Source organism: Janthinobacterium glycogeni (assembly GCF_051380725.1).
GTDB lineage: Bacteria > Pseudomonadota > Gammaproteobacteria > Burkholderiales > Burkholderiaceae_D > Janthinobacterium.
In genome coordinates this window covers 107,110-126,909 of the sequence record NZ_JBNYXP010000009.1, presented here as the reverse complement: position 1 = coordinate 126,909, position 19,800 = coordinate 107,110, and the positions used below count along the sequence as shown (strand labels likewise).

The following is a 19,800-nucleotide window of genomic DNA, read 5'->3' as shown; positions in this document are numbered from 1 at the left end:
CCGGCACCAGGAATGCATAGGCGCGTAGTCACCCGGATAGTCACTATTGCCTATGGGCGGCGCGGGCGGGCTGCGGTATACCTGTCGTCATCGTTCAACACAGAGAAAGAGCATCATGCCAATTACCGATTACGCCAGCCTGCTGCGCAGCGCCCGCAACCAGGAGCAGCCGCAACGCCTGCTGTTCACCTTTACCCAGGCGCAGGCCCAGCCCGGCGGCCAGGGCAAGTCCCTCACGCCCGTGATGTGCGCCGACAAGCTGCCCGATGAACTGGGCAGCTTCGAGACATTGAAGGAGGAGTCGAAACAGATGCAGACGCACTGGGACGTGGTCTTCGTGGCGGGACTGGCGGGTCGCGAGGGCCAGCCGCCCGCAGCGCAGGAATGCGAGGCGCCCCTGCGCGCCATGGTGACGGCCATCGAGCAAGGCCGCATCGACAGCCTGCTGGCGTTTGACCGCAGCGGGGATTTATTGCGTTTTAGCTGAGGGAAGTTGTCGGATTACGGCCTGCGGCCTAATCCGACACATTGTTGACGGCACGTTTCGGATTACCTGGCCGCATCCGGCCAAGGGCGCTCATGCAGATGGCGCGCCCGCTCGATCGGACAGACAAGCGGCAAAAACTGCTGCTGGCGCGCCGAATAGGCCATCAGCGCCCCGCTGTCGATGTCGAAATACCATCCATGCAGTTTCAACACGCCCTGCTCCACCCGCCGCTTGAGCCACGGGTAGGTAAGCAGGTTGTCCAGCGACTGCAGGATGCTGGCCAGTTCGCACGCGTGGTGCTGCTCTGCCGATGAACGGTGCGCCAGTTCGCGCCGCACGCGCTGCGCCACCGGTTCGGCGATGCGCATCCACTGCCCCACGAAGTCCGTTTCCTGGCCTTCCGCGCGCGGCTGCGGTTCCAGCAGCGCGCGGATGCCGCCGCAGCGCGCATGCCCGAGCACGATGACCCTGGCCACTTCGAGCTTGCAGACGGCAAACTCGATGGCCGAGCTGACGCCGGGCGGCGCGTCGGGCGTGCACGGCGGCACCAGATTGGCGATATTGCGCACGACGAACATGTCGCCCGGGTCGCTGCCCGTCAGCAGCATGGGATCGACCCGCGAATCGCAGCAGCCGATCAGCAAGGTCGAGGGCCGCTGCCCGTCGCGCAGGCTGTCGTACAAGGTCTGCGGCTCGCTGAAGTACTGCTGCTGAAACAGGCTGAAGCCGTTGACGAATTTTTCCAGTTCTTCCATTTCCACCTCTCGTACTCATACAGCGCCCGGCAAGCATGACTTGCCAGGCATTCCAACTTTAGCAAGGCATGGGCGCATTCTTGCGCGCATAGCACCACCAGGTAATCGCGACGCAGCTCACGTAAAAGCCGATGAAGCACCACAGGGCCGCGTCGGGGCTGCCCGTCAGCGCAATCGACGTGCCGTAGCTTTTCGGGATGAAGAAGGCGCCGTAGGCCGCCACGGCCGACGTGAAGCCCAGGACGGCAGCGCCTTCCTTGTTGGCGTCGACGATCGCTTGCTCCTGCGCCGCCTTGCCCTTGCCGGCGGCAGCGCGCTGGTGTTCCGTCAGGAAGATCACGGGAATCATGCGGAAGGTCGACGCATTGCCGATGCCCGTGCCGGCGAACAGCAGCATAAACATCCAGAAGAAGCCGTTGAAACTTCCACCCACGCCCGCTTGCGGCATGAAATACAGCACGCCCAGCACGGCGCCTATCATCAAGAGGAAAGACCACAGGGTGACGCGGGCGCCGCCCAGTTTGTCGGAAATCACGCCGCCGGCCACGCGCGCCAGCGCGCCGACCAAAGGTCCCAGGAAGGCGTAATCGAGCGGGTTCACATCGGGAAACTGGATCTTGATCAGCAGCGGGAACGCGGCCGAATAACCGATGAAGGAGCCGAAGGTGCCCGTGTACAGCCAGCACATGAGCCAGTTATGCTTGCGCTTGAAGATCACGGCCTGTTCGGAAAACGAGGCCTTGGCCGATGCCAGGTCATTCATGCCGAACCAGGCCAGCAAAGTGGACAGCGCGATGAACGGCACCCAGATGAAGCCCGCGTTTTGCAGCCACATCTCCTTGCTCACGCCATTCTTGACCCAGGTCAGCGAATCGCCGCCCCAGGCGCCGAAGACGGCGAAGGTGATCACCAGCGGCACGACGAACTGCACCACCGACACGCCCAAGTTGCCCAGGCCCGCATTCATGCCCAGCGCGAAGCCCTTGCTCGCCTTCGGATAGAAAAAGCTGATGTTGGCCATCGACGAGGCGAAATTGCCGCCGCCGAAGCCGCACAGCAGGGCCAGGATCAGCATGGTCGGATAGCCAGTGTTCACATCCTGCACGGCCAGGCCGATGCCGATGGCGGGGATCAGGAGCGAGCCCGTGGAAATGGCCGTCCAGCGCCGGCCGCCGAAGATAGGCACCATGAACGAGTAAAAGATGCGCAAGGTGGCGCCGGACAGGCCCGGCAAGGCCGTCAGCCAGAACAGCTGGTTGTTACTGTAGGTAAAACCGATGTTGGGCAGGTTGACCACCACCACGCTCCACACCATCCACACGGCGAACGCCAGCAGCAGCGCAGGAATCGAGATCCACAGATTGCGCGCGGCCGTGGCCTTGCCCGTGCTTTGCCAGAAGCTCGGCGTTTCCGGCTCCCAGGTATTGATCATATAGCGGCTCATGCTTGTACTCCTGCGGGTTGATTGATAGTCGCCGCGCGCTGCGGCTTGAACGAGAAATGCATCCAGACGAGGGAAACACAGACGGTGCCGTACAGGAGCATGAAGGAGCTCGAACGCACGCCCGTGAAGTCCACCAGGGCGCCGAACATCACGGGCAGGATGAAGCCGCCCAGGCCGCCGGCCAGACCCACCACGCCCGAGACGGCGCCGATGTTGTCGGAAAAATCATCGCCGATGAACTTAAAGACGGACGCCTTGCCGACAGCCATGGCGATGCCGACGATGAACAGCAGCACGGTGAACCACAGCGGCGACAGGCCGATATGGAAGGCCAGCGGCCCGGTGACGGTTTCCACGACCATCTGCGTTTGCGGATACGACAGCAGGAAGAAGCACACCCAGCACACCCACATCACGGCCCAGGTGACTTTCGCCGCGCCGTATTTGTCGGAAATCCAGCCGCCCACGGCGCGCAGCACGCCGCCCGGCAGCGAGAAGCAGGCGGCCAGCAGCGCCGCGTGCTTCAAATCAAAACCGTATTCGGCCACGTAGTACTTCGTCATCCACAGGGCCAGCGCCACGTAGCCGCCGAACACCACCGAGTAGTACTGGCAGTAGCGCCACACGCGCGGGTCCTTCAGCACCTTCATCTGCGCGCTGAAGCTTTCGCCCGATGGCGCCAGGTGCGATTTGTCGGTGTACGAAAACAGCCAGAAGATGATGGCCGTGGCCAGTATGGCCACCGCATACACCTTGGGCAGCATCTGCCAGCCGAACGCGGCGACGATGCCCGGCGCGACGAACTTGGTCAGCGCGGAACCGGAGTTGCCGGCGCCGAAAATGCCCATCGCCAGGCCGCGGCGCTCCTTTTCATACCAGCGCGCCACGTAGGGCGTGCCGACGGAAAACGAACCGCCCGCCAGGCCCACGAACATGCCCAGCACGAGGAAATGCCAGTAGGCGGTGGCGTAGGAGATCAGGTAGATCGGCACCACGCTGGCCAGCATCAGCAGGAAGAAGACGCGGCGTCCGCCGTATTTGTCTGTCCAGATGCCCAGCGGCACGCGCACGAGGGAGCCCGTCAGCACGGGCATGGCGGCCAGCAGGCCGAATTGCGTTTCAGTCAAGCCCAGGCTGGTCTTGATGGGGATGCCCAGTACGGCAAACATCATCCAGACTGCAAAGCAGATGGTAAATGCGAAGGTACTGCTGATTAATACGGACGCCTGCTTGCGCCGCATGCCCGGTTCGACTGCCTTGTTACTACTGTTATTCTTAGTGCCATCTAGGGTAGCCACGATGTTTCTCCATGAATGCACTGGCCGTCTGGCCAGCCGTCCCGACCAGCTTACGTGGCGAAGGGGAAAGGCACTATCGGCCACAGGGTGATTCTGGGAAGGCAATCTGGATAGCCGCATCGGCAAAAGTGACTAGATGACGGGACGCGTGCCTAGCCTGGATGGCGGGTGTTTTACAAACCGGCGCATTTTTGGCACACTCGGCACCGGCACAATAGGGAGCGGCATGGAAAACAGAACGGAAGCAGATGAAATCGTCACGCGCGCTGCCGGGCACGGCGATGTGCAAGCCATGCTGGCTTGCGATGCGTATGCGCAGGCGCACGCCAGCCGGGGCGACGCCGTGCGCGCCGCCGTCGGCAAGGGCCGCTGCCACGTGGCCATTCGCGCCGGCCAGGTGGCAGGTTATGCGCTCACGCACGACGACTTCTTCGGCCACGATTTTGTCTCGCTGGTGGTAGTCGCTCCCGGGCAGCAGCGGCGCGGCGTGGGCTTGCGCCTGCTGGCGGCGGCCGAAGCCGCGTGCCGGACGGAGAAGCTATTCACCTCGACGAACCGGTCCAACGGCGGCGCGCAACGGCTGTTCGCCAGCGCCGGCTTCGTGCGCAGCGGCCAGATCGAGCATCTCGATGAAGGCGACCCGGAACTCGTGTACGTGAAATTCCTGCGTTAGCTGCATTTCGTCCCGACGGCGTATGGCGCAGGACGCCAAAGGCGGCTATGCTGGCGCCACCATCAATCAACGCCACCATATCACGCATGGATTATCTGAGCCTCAAGCATTTCCACATGGGCTGCGCCGCCGCCAGCGGCTGTCTTTTCCTGTTGCGCGGCGCCTGGATGCTGCGCGCCTCGCCCGCCTTGCAGCAGCGCTGGGTGAAGATCCTGCCGCACCTGGTCGACACGGCCCTGCTGGCCAGCGCCATCGCGCTGGCCGTGTGGAGCGGCCAGTCGCCGGGCAGCCAGCCCTGGCTAGCCGCCAAGCTGTGCGCGCTGGTGGCTTACATCGCGCTGGGCACCATCGCCCTGAAGCGGGGCAAGACGCCGGCCGTGCGCGGCGCCGCCTTCGCGCTCGCCGTGCTGGTATTCGCCTACATCGTCGCCGTGGCCGTGACCAAGCAAGCCTGGCCGCTCTGATGCGTCAAAACATGTAGCGCAGGGTCGCGCCGGCAGTACAAAGTGCCGAGCACGCCCTTGTCCACGGTCGTCAGGAAGGCTCGTGACGCGCGCGGCGCGCTCTGCACCTGCTTAGTTGACGCGGTTTCTTTCCAGAAGTTTCTTGCCAGTGGCGTCCTTTAGCCACCATTCACGCACCTCGAGCGCCTTGTTCTCGATGCTGGCATTGGCCAGCAAGGGATCTTTCTTCAGATAGACGATATCTTCCTCGAAATTGTCGTGTATCGAAGCCACTTCCAGGAAACGGTTGGCATCCAGACGTCCCAGGTAGATGACCTTGCCAGCCACGACGTCAAACTCGATCGCCTTCGGCGACGATTCGGAGTACTTGGACCTGCTTCCATAGTCAAGCAGCCAGATGAGGATGCGTTAGCGTCCCGGCGTCAGCTGCAGCGCAAACGTACTGCCCTTGCCCGTAGGCACTTTTGGCGCGACATTCTGCAAGGAGACCTGGCCGGCGGGAGCATGGCTGGATAAACACAGATCTTTGTCCTTGTTGGTGGCAAGGTCGCTGCTGACAATGCCGAATCTGGCGCCATGCGCCTCGAAGACGGCGCGCTCGAACACGGTGCCGACGACAACGCCCTTGGCAGGGTCGGGGGTCGTGTAGGTAAACGCAGGCGCGCTATTGTGGCCGGTGACGCAGCCGGACAACAGCGCAGGCAGCAAGACGGCGCACGCCAGCGCGCGCAGCATGGTGGTTCGGACAAACATGGATGATCCTGGATGAAATGAAGAAAATGGGTAACGAGTAATGGGCAAAAGGGCGGCAAGCGCACCTGTGCCTGCCTGGGCATCGAAAAATATTTCCACATGGGAATATTTTTGGTGTATCCGCTTGGCAAGAAAATATCTAGTTGATAAGTAGGCGAAGGGCGCAGTACGATTTCTGCAGAACGCGGCAAGCCGCACGGCGATGATAGTATTAACAACATCATGCACGCGCTGGCCATCCGGGCCATGCCGCCCCATTGAAAGGCAAACATGCTGCTATCTGAACTGCTGACCAAGCTGACCTGCGGTGACCTGGAAGGCGCAGAACTCGACGAGGCCGTCGCCGCCATCACCGCCGCGCCCTCCGCGCCGCGCGACGAGTGGATCGACAGCGATGCGCAGGCCTGCACGGTGGCGATCCTCCTGCACCTGGCCAGCTATACGGCGTCGAGCGACAAGCTCGATGAACTGCACGAACAGATACAGGACATGTTCGACGACTTCCCCGACTTCCCGTACGAAATGCTCGAGGACAGCGGCGGTAGCGCGCTGCCCTACTTCGAGTGGCTCGATACGGAACTGGCGCAGCGCGCCGTGGATGAAGGCGGCTATGAGCTGATCCAGATCGACGGCAACGGCAGCGACGAAATGGATGCGCTGGTCGTGTACCGGCGCGATACAGACGACATCATCCAGGCGGCGGCATTGATGAGCGTGACGATACGCCAGCCGCTCGCCTACTATCGCGGCATCGAAGCGATGGTGGGCAAGCGGCCGTTCTGAGACCCCACGCTTATTGCATCGGCAAGGCGCCCACATCGACGGCGGGCGCCTGGCCAGTCGCGGGCCGGGTAAAATTCTGGCCGGTTTTCACGACCTCGGCGAAGAAGCCGCCGTTATGCAGGTAGAACTTGCCGCTCTCCAGCCCGCCCGCATAGTCCATGCGCTGTGCATTGGTGGCCGTGGCGTCGCCGGTGAACCTCCCGGCCGTCACTTCCGACCAGGCGCCGGAAACGTTCCTCGCCCACTGGTTGCCGAACTGGACGCGGCGCTCCGTGTAGCCCAGGGTATCGATGAAGTTCTCGAGGAAGGAATGCACGCCCGTCAGATACGTGGAAATCGCCGGGCGCTTCCAGGTGGCGATGTAGCGCCACTTGCCCGTCTCGGGCGCGAAGAACCAGGCCGAGTAATCGCTGCCGCCCTTGCCGTCGGGCCGCGCGCGCGTGATGAAACGGTACGTCGTGCCGGGCGCCCAGTTATAGGAAAGGTAGGTCTGTCCGCCCGTGCCCTCGCCGCCAAATGCATTGTCGATGACGCCCTCGCCCTTGCTGACCAGGGTGGTCTTCGCGCCATTGTCGGCGTCCCACACGGAAAACAGTATCCAGCGCTCGCTCGGTGATTTCACCTGGATGCCCATATAGCCCTGGCCAAAGCCGTTGGCCATGAAATAGGAGCCGATGGCGTCCTGGCCCACGGGGATCGTCATCTCGTTATAAAAATACTCGGATTGGCCGGCACCGTGTAACCCATGTGCACGGACGGGCCGCGCCGCGACCAGTAGTAATTGGCGGGGTCATTGGCGTAGGTGAGCGCGGCGTTCGACGTCACCTTCAGCGCAGAGACGTCGCCGAACGTGGCCTTCACGCGCGACAGTCCCTGCAAGTCCACCTTGACATAGCCGGCCGCCGCCACGTTCACCGTGCCCACGGCATAGGTCTTGCGTTCCTTGCCGGCCAGCTTGACATCGAACGGCGCGCCGTTGATCTTCACGCGGATGGTGCTGTTGCCGCCATCGGCCAGGCTGGCGTCGAGCGCCACCTGCACGGGCCCCGGCGCGGCCACGCGGAAGTAGGTGCTGGCGATGGCGTCTGGATTGCTCCAGCCGGCCAGGCCACGCTCGCTGATGACGGCGCCCTCATTCCCGCTGGTGATGAAGGCGTTGCCGGCCAGTTCCACGGTGGCCGTCGTGGCGGGTGCAGCCACGCTGGAGGCCAGCAAGGCCGTATTGCCGTTGCCCGTGGCGGTGGCGGTGGCGCCGCCGCAGGCGGCCAGCAGCAAGGGCATGACGGGAAGCATGGCATGGAGTAATGCACTTCTGTGTTTCATCGACGTCTCCTGGTGGTGAAGCTTTGCGGCGGGCGAACACAGGCCTGCGCACCTGCGCCGCGGTTGAAAAACGCATGGGGATAGAAAAAAGCCGCTACGGCGGCAGGCGCGGTAGCGGGTTGTAAAGCCTTAGTACTTGCCGTCGAGGGCGAAGATCGGCTTGCGCGATTTCCACTGCCCGCCCGTGAAGTCGGGGAAGTCCAGGGTCTGGAAGTTGGCGGCGATCGATTGCTCGGACAGCGGCGTGATGGCGCTCCACGTCACGGCATCGTAGATATCGATCGGCATCGGCGCGTTGGCCTTCAATGCTTCGACAAAGGCGTGGATGACGAAGAAGTCCATGCCGCCGTGGCCCGCGCCCTCGGCTTGCGCCGCGTACTTGCGCCAGACGGGGTGCTCATACTTGTCCTGGTATGCCTTGAAGTCGTCCCACTGGTGCGGCTTGCTGACGCCCTCGATATGGATGGAATTGTTCAGGTCCATCCACAGGCCGTCCGTGCCTTGCACGCGGAAGCCCAGCGAATACGGGCGCGGCAGACTCGTATCGTGCTGCAGGATGATGGTTTCGCCGTTTTCGCACGCCAGAGTCGTGGTGACCACGTCGCCCAGCTTGAATTTCACCTTGGCGTTCGCATGCTGCGCGCCGCCCGGCTGCTTGACGATGTAGTCGTGCAAGCCGCGCGCCTTGGTGGCGAAGGCGTTGATGCGCGTAAAACGGTTGCCGCGGTTGATGTTGGTGTACATGGCGCACGGGCCGATGCCGTGGCTCGGATACAGTTCGCCGTTGCGCTCGACCGAGTGCTGCGTGCGCCAATGGGCTTCCGACCAGCCCTTCTCGCCGAATTCCACGCCGCCGCCGTATGGCTTGGCCGGATTGCCGCTGTTGAATTTGACGGCGCGCAAATCATGCTGGTAGCCGCCCTGCAGGTGCAGCAGTTCGCCGAACAGGCCCGCGCGCACCATCTGCAGCGCCGCCATCACGTCGCGGCGGTAGCACACGTTTTCCAGCAACATGTACGGCGTGCCCGTTTTCAGCTGGGTGTTCAGGACGTCCCAGTGGTCTTGCAGGGTGATGCCGGCCACCACTTCGCAGCCGACGGCGATCTTCGCCTGCATGGCGGCGATCGCCATCGGCGCGTGGAATTCCCACGGCGTGGCGATGATCACGCCATCGAGGCCGCCCGCGTCCAGCATGCGCTTGTAGGCTTTCTGGTCGCGGTCTTCGCCATACGTGCGCGGACGCGGCTTGCCGGCCTTTTCCACCTGGCCCAGCGCGTGTTTCAACATGATGGGTTCGATATCGCACAGGGCCACCACTTCCACGTCGTCGCGGCGCACCAGCTCGGCCAGCAGCACCTGGCCGCGCATGCCCGTGCCGATCAGGCCCAGACGGACCTTGTCGCGGCCGCCGGCCGGTGCGGCAACGGCGTCGCCAGGCAGCAAGGCGCTGCCGGCCATGGCGCCACCGGCCAGCGCGGCGCTGGCGGACAGGAAATTGCGTCGATTGAATTGTGTCGTCATTGGTCTCTTCTCGCTCCATTGGTAATGATCGTCGCCGGCCCGCCGCATAGCGGGCCGGCTGCAGGTTAATAGGTGTATTCCGCCGTGAAGCGCACGGAACGCGGCGCCGTGCGGCCAGCCACCTGCAGGTAGCTGCGGGCGATGGCGCCATGGTCTTCGCGCGTTTCGTTATAGCGGGTCACGGTCTGGCTGTTGAACACATTGAAGACATCCACTTTCAGGCTCAGGCCCTTGACGGCGCTGGGAGTATAGGCCAGATTCATGTCCAGCTGGGCTTGCCAAGGCAGGCGCCCCTGGCTGCCGCGCGGCGCCGGCTTGCCATTGCAATAGAAGTAGGAATCGCCGTAATCGTTCTCGAACCGCAGGTTATCGGGCAGCGCGCCGATGCAGTTGCGCGGCGCGCCCGAGGTCAGCGACAGGTTGGCGCCCACCATCACGTCCGGGATGACCTGCATGAAGCCGTAGGCCTTGAACGCATGGCGGTGGTCGCCCGGCAGGTAGCCATAGGCGTTGTACATCAGTTCCTTGTGGTCGTCGCTGACCGTCAGGCCCACGTCGCCGCCGCCTATGCTGTCCGTCTGGCCTTCCATATTGCCCTTCAACGCAGACAGGGTGTAGGTCAGCTTGCCGTACCAGCCGTTCGTGTACGGATGCTCGACGAACAGGTTCAAGGCGCGGTAGGTGCGCGATGGCAGCGGATTGCCCCACTCCGCCGCGGAAATATCCACGCGGCGCAAGCCATTGCCGTCGTTGAAGTCCACCATCAGGCTGTTGTCGCGGCCAGGGTTGATGATGGCGCACTGGAAGCCGCCCCACTTGCTCGTGTCGACGCTGTTGCGCGTGGCCCAGGCTTGCAGCGGACGGGCGTCGCAGACGTCGTCGTTGGTGTCGTTCAGCTTGCGGTACAACACACTCGCACCCACCACCAGCTTCTTGCTCAGGGCGCGTTCGAAACCGAGCGAGAATTCATCCTGCGACAAAGGCTTCAGGCCAATGGCCGTCACCTCGCGCGCATCGCGGCTCTGGCCATAGGCATTGTTGGCCGAATACGGCTTGCTGATGGCGTGCAGGCCCGTCGGCGCGCCAGTGACGGGATCGACGCCCGTGTAGGTGTACATCTCGCTGGTGGCCAGGAAGGGGCTGGCCATATTGCTCGACAAATTCGAAGGCACGGGCAAATGGTAGCGGCCGCCGTTGGCGAAGAATTTCAGGGTGCCGTCACCCAGGTAATCCCAGGTGGCGCCCACGCGCGGGGCGATCATGTTGCGCTGCGAAATGAAGGCCACGCCGTCGGTGCTGTAGTTGGTGAACTGTTCGCGGCGCAGGCCCAGGTCCAGCAGCACCCGTTCCGTGACCTGGTAGTGGTCCTGGATGTACTGCGCCGACTGCACGCTGGTCGGGCGCGCCAGGTTGGCGTTCAGGTCCTTGCTGACGTAATAGCCCTGCGCGCCGTAGCCGCCGCCCTGGGCCGGCGTCTCGAACGCGCCGTTGATGGCCCGGTTCGGATCGTCCGCCTTCAGGTAGCTCCAGCGGTAGCCGCCCGCAAGGCTCAGGCCCACCTTCGATTCCACGTCGATGCGGTCGATGCCGCCGCGCAGCGAGTGCTTGCCCAGCTTGTATTCAAGGTCCAGGCGCTTGGCCTTCTGGCGGTCTTCCGACGACGGGTCGACCAGGGTGCCCGTCACCGTTTGCGGATTGGCGTACGTCAGGCCAGGCACCTGGGTCGAGGTATTCGACGACGTTTGCGCCAGCAGCGGATTGTAGCCATTCGGCGTGCGGGTGTGCGACGTGCGCGATTCGCCCATCATGGCCGTCACGGTCAGGTTGTCCGTCAGGTAGCCCGTGTACTTGAAGATGTCGATGTTGGCGCCCGGCGCGGCCGATGAACCGCAGCAGTTGACCGTCGTCTCGCCCTTGCCCGCCTGTACGCCATTGCTCGCATGCGTGGCGTAGCTGTAGCCATACGCCTGGCTGTCCGTCTTCGTGCGGTCATACAGCTTGGTGTATTCGAAGTGATGGTCGTCCGTCAGGTTGTAATCGAGCTTGGCCATCATGCGGTCCACCTTGCTCTGGCTGGTGCTCCAGCCGCGCGCCAGGGCCGTGCCCGAGTCGGCAGTGGCGGCAACGGCCTGGCTGTCCGTGCGCGTCTGTTCCAGCGCCACGAAGGCAAACAGCTTGTTCTTGATCAGGGGACCGCTGCCATACAGGCCGACCACCTTGCTGGTGCTGCCATTGTCGCGGTTCCAGTACAGCAGATTGCCATCCGTCTTGGGATTGGCGCCCGTGTTCGGGTAATAGGTGTTTTCCGGCTCGCCCTTGAGCGAGCGGGGAATGATGGAGACCTTGCCGCCGAATTCGATCTTGTTGCCGCCACTCTTGGTGGTGATGTTGATCACGCCGCCCGTGGAACGGCCAAACTCCGAACCATAGCCGCCCGACAGCACCTGCAGGTTCGAGATCGCGCCGAACGGCAGTTCCGACGCGCCCACCTGGGTCAGGATATTCGTGATGGGGAAGCCGTTGACATAAAAGGCGTTTTCCGACTGGCCCGAGCCGCCGATCGATGGCGCATTGCCATACACGCTGTTGGTGCCGCGCGACACGCCCGGCGTCAGCTGCACGATGGAGGCGACGTCGTTGCCGACCGGCAGCGCTTTCAATTCCTTGGCCGTGAAGATCACGCCATTGTTGGTGTTCGACACGTCGATCGGATTGCGCGACGCTTTCACGACGACGGTCTGCTCCTGTCCCACGGGGCCGGCGGCGCTGGCCGGGCCGAAGTTCGCTTCCGCGCCGGCGCCGATCAGGGCTTCGACTTCCTGCGACGCTTCGACCGAACCGGCACGCAGCACGCGCACCGCATAGCGGCCTGGCGGCATGGAGTTGGCCACATAGCGGCCCGACGTATCCGGCGTCAGGCTGCGCTGCACGCCCGTCGCCAGGTTTTCCAGCACCACGGTGGCGCCGGCCGGTGCGCTCACTTCGCCGAAAATGGTACTCGTGGCGTTCGACTGTGCCCAGGCCTGGCCTGGCACGCCGGCCGCCAGGGCGATCACGATCGCGGCGGCGCGGCTGATGTCGCGCAATTTGAGTCGGGTGGTATGCATGGTGTCTCTCCGTCTATATCGAGGGTTATGCGCGCCCTCCCCGCTCCAGGGCGAAGCCGGGGGGATGCAATTTTTATGGTGATCGTCGGAAGGCAGAGCCAGGCAGCCGCACCTTCCGGGAAATCAGTCCGTATCGGCTGATTTTCGTTTTCTTGGGATTACTTTAAAAAGAAAAATAAATATCGTCAACAAAAAGAAAGTTACAACGCTAATTTATCGAGAAATTCAACAAATAAAGGCGATTTATCTTTCGAATCACTCGATCTAGCTACCTATAACTTTCGCTATCGTGGCGTGACGGATACACAAGGATGCAAGCGGGTGGCCGGGAGAGCGGATTCCCCGCCAGGAATCGGGGCGAAAATCGCGAAAGAAGACATGGCAATCTCCTTTCACTTACGTTTATCTTTCGTATTGCGCATTTCGGAATGTTGTCCTTTTCTTTTCATGGCAATGCCCGACCCGCCACTCTGCCGGCTGGCGGATCGGGGCATCATCACGCGTTAAAAGAACTTGTAGCTGGCCGACAGGGCAAACTGGCGGCCGAACAGGTCCTGGCTATGGTTGTAGCCTTCCCAGCCATTCGGGTCGTAGTACGGCTGCTTGTTGAACGCGTTTTTCACGTTCAGGCCCACGTCCAGGTTCTTGATCGGCTTCCAGCTGAAGGCCAGGTTCACCGTCGTGTACGACGGCGCGCCCTTGCACTGCCCGGCCGGCAGCGCCACCGAGGCGGCGGTGCAGTTTTCCGGCGTGTTGTCCTTGTCCCAGGGACCATACGCCCAGCGCGTCTTGCCCGAGTAGTTGACGAACACGCTGCTGACGAAGTTGCGGTAGCTCCAGTCGGCGTTGACGGTGGCGCGGTAGCGCGGCGAATCGTAGTAGCCGACGGTATTGCCCTTGATGTCGCTGCCGTCTTCGCTGTCATGGGTGTCGCGCTTGCGGATGGTGGCGGCGATGCCCGTGCTCAGCTTGCCCCAGTCGCCGAGCGAAAAGCGCGTGCGCGCGTCGATGTCCACGCCGTCCATCAGGGTGCGGCCCCGGTTCGAGTACGAGTTAATCAAGCCGCCCAGGTTGCCCACCGAATAGCCCGGCACGCCGCCCGCGCACACGCCCGCATTGGCGGGATTGGCGCACATGGCCGCCACCGCCGCCACATTGCCCCGGTCCGTATCCGTCAGGTCGTTGCGGATGGCGTTCGAGGCGCCGGCCAGCGTCGGGCCGTATTTGCCCACCAGTTCCGTAAACAGCTCGTTGAAGTCCTGGCGCACGATTTCATCGCGGCGGTTGATGAACCAGTAATCGATGGAGATGCTCACGTCCTTGGCCGGCTGCAGCACCAGGCCCACGGTGGAAATCTTGGCTTTTTCCGGACGCAGATTCTGGTTCGGCGGTGTCAGGCCGCCCACCGTCGTCGAGCAGTTCGAATTGAGCAGACTCTTGCCCAGATCCGCATCCGTCGCCACCTTCGATTTCATCAGGGCGCGCGCCATGGCATTCGTTTCATCGCAGCGCACCGTGTCGCGGATGCCGCCCACCTGCGCAAAGACGCCGCCCGAACCCGATTCGGCCAGGTTGGGCGCGCGGAAGCCTTCGGAATACGTCCCGCGCAGCATCAGATCGGGCCGCGCGCGCCAGATCACGCCCAGCTTGGGCGCCAGGTTGGCCGAGAAATGCGGATATTTGTCCAGGCGCGCGGCCGCGTTGACTTCCAGCGTGTCGGAAAGCGGCACCACCACTTCGCCAAACACGGCGGCGATGGTGCGCTTGCCATCGAACCAGGAACCGCCCTGCTGCGTGATCAGGCCATTGGCCGCATCCGCGTTGCCGGGCGTGAGGAAGCTTTCGCGCATGATGTTGGTGCCGACGGCGGCGCGCACTTCGCGCTCGCCCAGCTTGAACAAGGTGCCTTCGACCTTCGCGTCCCAGGTCATCAGCTTGGTCCAGGATTCGATGGCGAAGGTCGGATAGGCGGCGCGCAGCAGCGCCGCATTGGCCTCGCTGATTTCACCGAACTTGTAGGCGGGATTGTCGGAGATATACGTGCGGCCGCTGACGGGATCTTTCGTGAACGGGCCGAACGCCTGCTTGAAGCCATTGATATTCAGGTTGGCCGTCTGGAACAGGGTGGAATGGCTGCCCGCCACGCTGAGCGCCGTTTCAAAATCCCAGCCGCCGCCGATGCTGCCGCGCAGGCCGACGAGCGCGCGGTAGTTTTCATCGACATTCTTCTGGCCGAAGTGGCCCGTCGCATCCTGCAGCAGATAATTCAGGCCGGCCGCGCCGCCCATCTTCGCGACCATGTCGGCATCGAGCTTGCCTTTCAGGTAGACGTTGTTGGGGCCCAGGAACGGCGTGGCGAAGGTGTTCAGGGTATTGCCCGTGTTGCGAGAGAACCAGTTGTTTGTGCTGCCGCTGTTGAAGCTGGAAGGACCATTCTCGCCGCGCATCTTGATGTGGGTGAAGGCGCCTTCCGCGAACGCTTCCATGTCGCCGCCCAGCTTCAGCCGGCCGCTCAGGTAAGCCGTGGCGCGCTCCGAGGTGGGCCCCGTATCGAGCTGGTTCGGCAGCGCATTCCACACGCAGCGCGTGCCCGAAGCCTCCGTGATGCTGGTGTTGCAGCCTGGCGCGGCGCGCTGGGTGCGCGCATTGTTCTTCGCCTTGTCGAAGACAAAGAAGGTCCCGGGGTTCATCACGCCCGGTTCGCTGCCCACGCCCACGCGCATGTTCGGGATGAAATTGGGATTGTTCACATAAAAATACGGGGGACGCTTCTGCCAGGTGTCGGCCAGCGCAATGCGGTCGCGCTGGTAGACGTTCACGGAACCGTAGATGTTGTAGCCGTCGCTGGCCAGGTCGCCCAGGCCATACAGCACGCTGGCCTGGCGCTCGGCATAGGCTTTCACGCTGGGCGAAAACTCGCCGTTGGCGCGCGCTTCCAGGCCCTGGTACGACTTCTTGGTGATCACGTTGATGACGCCGGCCACGGCATCGGAGCCGTACACGGCCGACGCGCCGTCCGTCAGGATTTCCATGCGCTCGATGGCGGCGGCGGGAATGGCGTCGATATTGACGAACATGGTCTGGAAGCCGGCCGGCGCGCCGTAGAACGACAGGCGGCGGCCATTGAGCAGCACCAGGGTGCCCTGCGCACCGAGGCCGCGCAGGTTCGCCTGCGAGCCGCCGTCGGAGCCCGTAAACATCGAACGGAAATCCTGCTGCGCCGGGCGGGCGGCGGGCAGGTTGTCCAGCACTTGCAGCAAGGTGAGCGCGCCCATGTTCTCGATCTGCTTGGCGTTGATCACCTGCACCGGCGACGCCGTCTCCGCGTTGATGCGTTTCAGGCTGGAACCCGTCACTTCGACGCGCGCCAGTTTTTCCTCTTCCGCTGCCAGCGCCGTCGACGCCAACGCGGTTGAGCCAAGTCCTACCGCCACCATGGCGGCCATCAGTTTTTTCAAGTGCATTCCCATCTCCCTTTTTATCAGTGATTTGTTTTCGTCAGGTTGCAAGAGCCCCTCCCCGGTCCGAAGAGGGGTTCCCTTTTAGTGAAATGAATGAAGTGCCTAGCGCGGCTTGACCGTCGCGCCCTCCGTGCCGGTCAGCACGGCGTTGGCCCAGTTGCCGCAGACCTGGGCCGGGTGGGCGCCGCGCGCGCCCAGGGTGCGCAAACTGAGCTGGCTCAGGCCGCGCACGTCGATTTCGGGTTTGACCACCCCGGGAGCCGTGACCAGGCCGCTGTCATACAGCAGCCGCTCGCCGCTCCAGACCTGGAATTGCAAGCCGCCCGCGCTGCGGCAGCTATCGTCCACGCCCAGGTCGGCGCGCAGCAGATTCCAGTTGCCCGCCAGCTGCAAGTCGATGCGGCTGGCAGGTCCCACGCCGAGGCCCTTGCGGAACCACAGCCCGTTCATGCGCATCTCGGCGGCCTTGCCGGTCGGCCGGTCTTTCGCGATATTCTTCGGCAGCGCCAGGTCGGACAGATAGCGCTGCACCTCCTCGCCTTCGGCCACGCGGTGCTCGAGCACGCGGAACTCGGACAAGGTCACGGGCGCCACGTCGGTCGCCAGCGCCGCGTCGAACGCGCGCGCCACCGGCCCGGCCTGCACCGCCGTCACCATCGGGTCGGTGGACGCCGCGCCATCGCCTTCCGGATTTTGCGTGCTCATGACGCGGAAGCGCAGCAAACGCCCGGCCGTCGCGGGAAAGTTGATCGTCTGCGTACCCTGTTCCAGCTTGAGGGTGCCGCGCGCAAGCGCCGCGCCCCAGTCGCCATTGTTGTCACCGATGTAGATCTCGTAATCGCGCACCTGGCCGTGCTTCCAGTGCTGGTCGTTGCGCGGCGCCAGTTCGATGCCGTCGACCAGGCGGCGTTCCGTAAAGCCGATCACCCATTCGTGCGGCCCGCTCTTCACGGACGGGCTGCGCACGGTGCGGAACCACGTCTCCGGCTTGCCGTCGAAGGCGTTTTCCAGCGGATAGCCGCTTTCCTCCGCAGGACGCGCCACCACCTGCATGGCGTCGGCCGGCAAGGCGCGGCCCGGCACGGGGGCGGCCGGAAAATCGGCGTCCACTCTCGCCACGGCCAGCGCGCCGGCCACCTGCATTGTCAAGGGCTGGCGGATGTCCTGCGCCGCCACCTTCACGTACAGGGTGCCCCGGCGGTCGGCAGGATCGAAGAACCAGCCGTCCAACGCCTTGTCGTAGGCGGCACGGTCGCCGGACGCCGCGATCACCCTGTCGCCCGCCTTGACGGCGGCCGGGGCCTGTCCCGCCAGCATGCGCAGCGCATAGCCGCGCCGCGCTTCCTGGCCCTGGTACTTGCCTTCGACGGCGCCGATGTCGACCTGCACGTCGCCGCCCGTCTGGCGCATGCGGATGACTTGCTGGCTGAAGGCGCCGCCCTGGTACTGGCGCGTGTTGCCGTCGTCTTCATACAAGGTGTATTCGGAGTCGCCGTGCGGGTAGATATCGAGCGTGAGCTGGTCTTTCGGCTTCTGGCCGTCGTACAGCATTTCCGGATACATGGGCAGGATGGCGCCGGCGCGCATGAACACCGGAAGCTTGTCCAGGGTGACCTGCAGGTCGAGGTCGCGCCCCTTGGCGTCGGCCGTGGCCTGGCGGCCATCCCAGTAGTCGTACCACGTGCCCTGCGGCAGGTGGATGCCCTTGCGCCAGCCGCCGCTGACGGCCTGGCTGCGGTAGACGGGCGCCACCAGCACGTCGCGCCCCAGCAGGAATTGATACTTATAGGCTTCCGTGTAGGCGGCCGGGTCTTGCGGATAATCCCACATCAGGCCCCGCACCAGCGGCGCGCCCGATTGCTCCGCTTCGCGCACCAGCGTATACATATACGGCGTCAGACGCATCTTGAGCTTCAGATAGCGGCGGTTGATGTCGCGGTACGGCTGCTCGAACCACCACGGGTGCTTGCGCTCGGCCGCGGCCCAGCCGGACATGCCCATCAGGACGGGCGTAAAGCTTTTCCACTGCAAGTCGCGCAGATAGGTTTCCGGGCTGCCGCCGAAGATGGCGTCCACGTCGCCCGACGCATACGCCTGGCCGGACAGGCCCGAGCCGATCAGGGTCGGGATGTGCCAGCGGATGTAGTCCCAGCTGGCGCTCTGGTCGCCCGTCCACGCCACGGCGTAGCGCTGGATGCCGGCCCAGCCCATCACCGTCCACAAAAAGGGCCGGCTGTCGGAGTTGTTCAGGATGCCGTCGTAGGCCGACTTGTTCGCATCCATGGCGAACTGGTAGCCCTTGCCCGTCCACGCCACGTCCAGCTTTTGCACGCGGCTGCCCGCCTGGCCCACTTCCCAGGCGATCTTGTCAACGCCGTTTTCCGTCCACAGGCCCGTGCGGAAGCCATAGCCGGCCAGGCCCTTCACCGTTTCCGGCAAGTTCGTGTAGCCGCAGCCATAGCCGTCGTTGGGCAGGATCCAGCCGCCCGGCATGTCGTGTTCGCGGTACTTGCGCGCCACGGTTTCCACCACGTCCGGCGTCTTGCCCGTGGGGCCGTCGGTCCAGCCTTTGGGCACGGAGCCCGGTTTTTTCACGTTGTCGCCATCGTTGTAGCAATCGGCGTCGCCGTATTCCAGCGCCCAGCGGGGCAGCATGCGGGCGCGGCCCGTCAAGTCCGTGTAGCGGGCGACGACGTCGCGCACGTCCTTGCCGACGAAGAAATACGCGTCATAGCGGCCTTCCGCGTGCTGCAGCGAGATCTGTTCCTTGTCGCGCAAATCGTAATTGCCGTCGGCCCAGGTATTGCGCAGCACGCCCCAGCCCCGTGAACTCATCAGGAAAGGCGCTGGATTCGGCCGGTCGCCCTCTTCCCAGCCGCCCGAATACGATACGGGCACCTGCTTGCCCTTGAATTCGAAGCGGCCATTCTGCTGGCCGCCGCCAAAGTAACGCTCGCCCGGCAGGCTCGATAGCACTTGCACGCCCTGCTTGTCGTCGAGCGACAGCGGCTGTACTTCGCGCCACAGAGGCACCGTGTCGCCCTTGCGATACAAGGTGAAGCGCAGGGGTTTGCGGTCGATGCGCAGGCTCAGGGCTTCGGTGCCAATCAGGATATGGTCGGCCTGTTCGCTCAGGGTATAGGCCACCTGCGCGGCGGGCTGGCCGACGACGATGGGCGCGGCCTTGTCGCCGGGACCGGTCAAGCCCCCCTTGCCGCCCGCCTGGATGCGCAGCACGTCCGCCTGCGGCAGGCTGATACGCAGCTGCACGCCCGTATCGCTGCGCACCTCCCAGCCCAGGGCCTCGCCCTCGGCCGCGTCGGCCGCGCGCACGGCGGAGAGCGACTGCAGATTGCCGATAGGCGCGGCATGCAGGCCAGGGACGGCCAGGGTGGCCAGGGCGGCGAGAACGCAGGCGGCAAGGGCGCGGCGGGGAAGCGGGAGAGGTTTCATCTGCTGGCTTTCAGGAAATCGAAGTGATGGAAATACTTTAAGAAGAAAAATAAATATCGTCAATCAAAAGAAAGTTTTAACGCCAATTTATTAATAAAATGCCCAGAATTGGCGCATTTTTCTTACGTTTCACCAAAATGTCACAAAAGATACTTTCGTTATCGTGGCATTTCAGCGACATGCCGCAGCGGCGCCGGGTTTCATGCGGCACCGCAGCATGACCCATGGGGAGAAAAACGCCAATGAGACAGCGTTATTTCGCAAGCTGCACAACTATT

At 63.6% G+C, this 19,800-nt stretch carries 15 protein-coding genes; 4 read left to right on the top strand and 11 right to left on the bottom strand.

From position 1 onward, the window contains the following. The first annotated feature begins 115 nt into the window (after nucleotides 1-115). Nucleotides 116-487, top strand: coding sequence for a ribonucleotide reductase subunit alpha (locus ACQ4W4_RS20625; RefSeq protein ID WP_230538234.1), 372 nt, complete (start codon nucleotides 116-118; stop codon nucleotides 485-487). Between the two features lie 62 nt (nucleotides 488-549). Here the strand turns inward: ACQ4W4_RS20625 and ACQ4W4_RS20620 are convergent, their stop codons facing one another. From ACQ4W4_RS20620 to ACQ4W4_RS20610, 3 genes are read right to left on the bottom strand one after another with little or no spacing between them, the layout of a single operon-like run. After that, nucleotides 550-1,242 (bottom strand): carbonic anhydrase, encoded by a 693-nt coding sequence (locus tag ACQ4W4_RS20620; protein WP_436543537.1) that lies wholly within the window; start codon nucleotides 1,240-1,242, stop codon nucleotides 550-552. A 58-nt stretch (nucleotides 1,243-1,300) separates the two neighbouring features. Then, nucleotides 1,301-2,686 (bottom strand): NarK family nitrate/nitrite MFS transporter, encoded by a 1,386-nt coding sequence (locus tag ACQ4W4_RS20615; RefSeq protein ID WP_436543536.1) that lies wholly within the window; start codon nucleotides 2,684-2,686, stop codon nucleotides 1,301-1,303. Then, complete coding sequence (locus tag ACQ4W4_RS20610; RefSeq protein ID WP_436543642.1) at nucleotides 2,683-3,927, bottom strand: MFS transporter; 1,245 nt, start codon at nucleotides 3,925-3,927, stop codon at nucleotides 2,683-2,685. The genes ACQ4W4_RS20615 and ACQ4W4_RS20610 overlap by 4 nt, the downstream gene beginning before the upstream one ends. A gap of 283 nt (nucleotides 3,928-4,210) precedes the next feature. Between ACQ4W4_RS20610 and ACQ4W4_RS20605 the strand changes: the two genes are divergently transcribed. Both ACQ4W4_RS20605 and ACQ4W4_RS20600 read left to right on the top strand, forming a co-directional pair. Beyond that, the gene (locus ACQ4W4_RS20605; RefSeq protein WP_436543535.1) at nucleotides 4,211-4,657 is read left to right on the top strand and encodes a GNAT family N-acetyltransferase; all 447 of its coding nucleotides are present in this window, start codon (nucleotides 4,211-4,213) and stop codon (nucleotides 4,655-4,657) included. A gap of 86 nt (nucleotides 4,658-4,743) precedes the next feature. Then, entirely contained in the window at nucleotides 4,744-5,121 is a 378-nt protein-coding gene (locus tag ACQ4W4_RS20600) for a SirB2 family protein (RefSeq protein ID WP_070223635.1), read from the top strand. A gap of 111 nt (nucleotides 5,122-5,232) precedes the next feature. On the opposite strand, the gene ACQ4W4_RS20595 is transcribed toward ACQ4W4_RS20600, so the two are convergent. Next, nucleotides 5,233-5,448, bottom strand: coding sequence for a hypothetical protein (locus tag ACQ4W4_RS20595; RefSeq protein WP_436543534.1), 216 nt, complete (start codon nucleotides 5,446-5,448; stop codon nucleotides 5,233-5,235). Between the two features lie 81 nt (nucleotides 5,449-5,529). Further along, nucleotides 5,530-5,874, bottom strand: coding sequence for a hypothetical protein (locus tag ACQ4W4_RS20590; protein WP_436543533.1), 345 nt, complete (start codon nucleotides 5,872-5,874; stop codon nucleotides 5,530-5,532). A gap of 270 nt (nucleotides 5,875-6,144) precedes the next feature. Here ACQ4W4_RS20590 and ACQ4W4_RS20585 point away from each other — a divergent pair, with 270 nt between their 5' ends. Further along, complete coding sequence (locus tag ACQ4W4_RS20585; RefSeq protein WP_436543532.1) at nucleotides 6,145-6,657, top strand: hypothetical protein; 513 nt, start codon at nucleotides 6,145-6,147, stop codon at nucleotides 6,655-6,657. Nucleotides 6,658-6,667: 10 nt separating this feature from the next. Here ACQ4W4_RS20585 and ACQ4W4_RS20580 read toward each other — a convergent pair whose 3' ends face one another. The 6 genes from ACQ4W4_RS20580 to ACQ4W4_RS20555 all read right to left on the bottom strand — a co-directional run bounded on the left by ACQ4W4_RS20580 (nucleotide 6,668) and on the right by ACQ4W4_RS20555 (nucleotide 19,522). Continuing rightward, on the bottom strand, nucleotides 6,668-7,360 hold the full coding sequence (locus ACQ4W4_RS20580; RefSeq protein ID WP_436543531.1) for a DUF3472 domain-containing protein: 693 nt from the start codon (nucleotides 7,358-7,360) through the stop codon (nucleotides 6,668-6,670). Next, complete coding sequence (locus ACQ4W4_RS20575; protein WP_436543530.1) at nucleotides 7,357-7,980, bottom strand: DUF5077 domain-containing protein; 624 nt, start codon at nucleotides 7,978-7,980, stop codon at nucleotides 7,357-7,359. The genes ACQ4W4_RS20580 and ACQ4W4_RS20575 overlap by 4 nt, the downstream gene beginning before the upstream one ends. Before the next feature lie 129 nt (nucleotides 7,981-8,109). Next, complete coding sequence (locus ACQ4W4_RS20570; RefSeq protein WP_436543529.1) at nucleotides 8,110-9,501, bottom strand: Gfo/Idh/MocA family protein; 1,392 nt, start codon at nucleotides 9,499-9,501, stop codon at nucleotides 8,110-8,112. 65 nt (nucleotides 9,502-9,566) lie between these two features. Next, on the bottom strand, nucleotides 9,567-12,608 hold the full coding sequence (locus ACQ4W4_RS20565; protein WP_436543528.1) for a TonB-dependent receptor: 3,042 nt from the start codon (nucleotides 12,606-12,608) through the stop codon (nucleotides 9,567-9,569). A 503-nt stretch (nucleotides 12,609-13,111) separates the two neighbouring features. Beyond that, complete coding sequence (locus ACQ4W4_RS20560; protein WP_436543527.1) at nucleotides 13,112-16,072, bottom strand: TonB-dependent receptor plug domain-containing protein; 2,961 nt, start codon at nucleotides 16,070-16,072, stop codon at nucleotides 13,112-13,114. 99 nt (nucleotides 16,073-16,171) lie between these two features. Continuing rightward, nucleotides 16,172-19,522, bottom strand: a complete 3,351-nt coding sequence (locus tag ACQ4W4_RS20555) for a TIM-barrel domain-containing protein (protein WP_436543526.1) — start codon at nucleotides 19,520-19,522, stop codon at nucleotides 16,172-16,174. Between the last annotated feature and the right edge of the window lie 278 nt (nucleotides 19,523-19,800).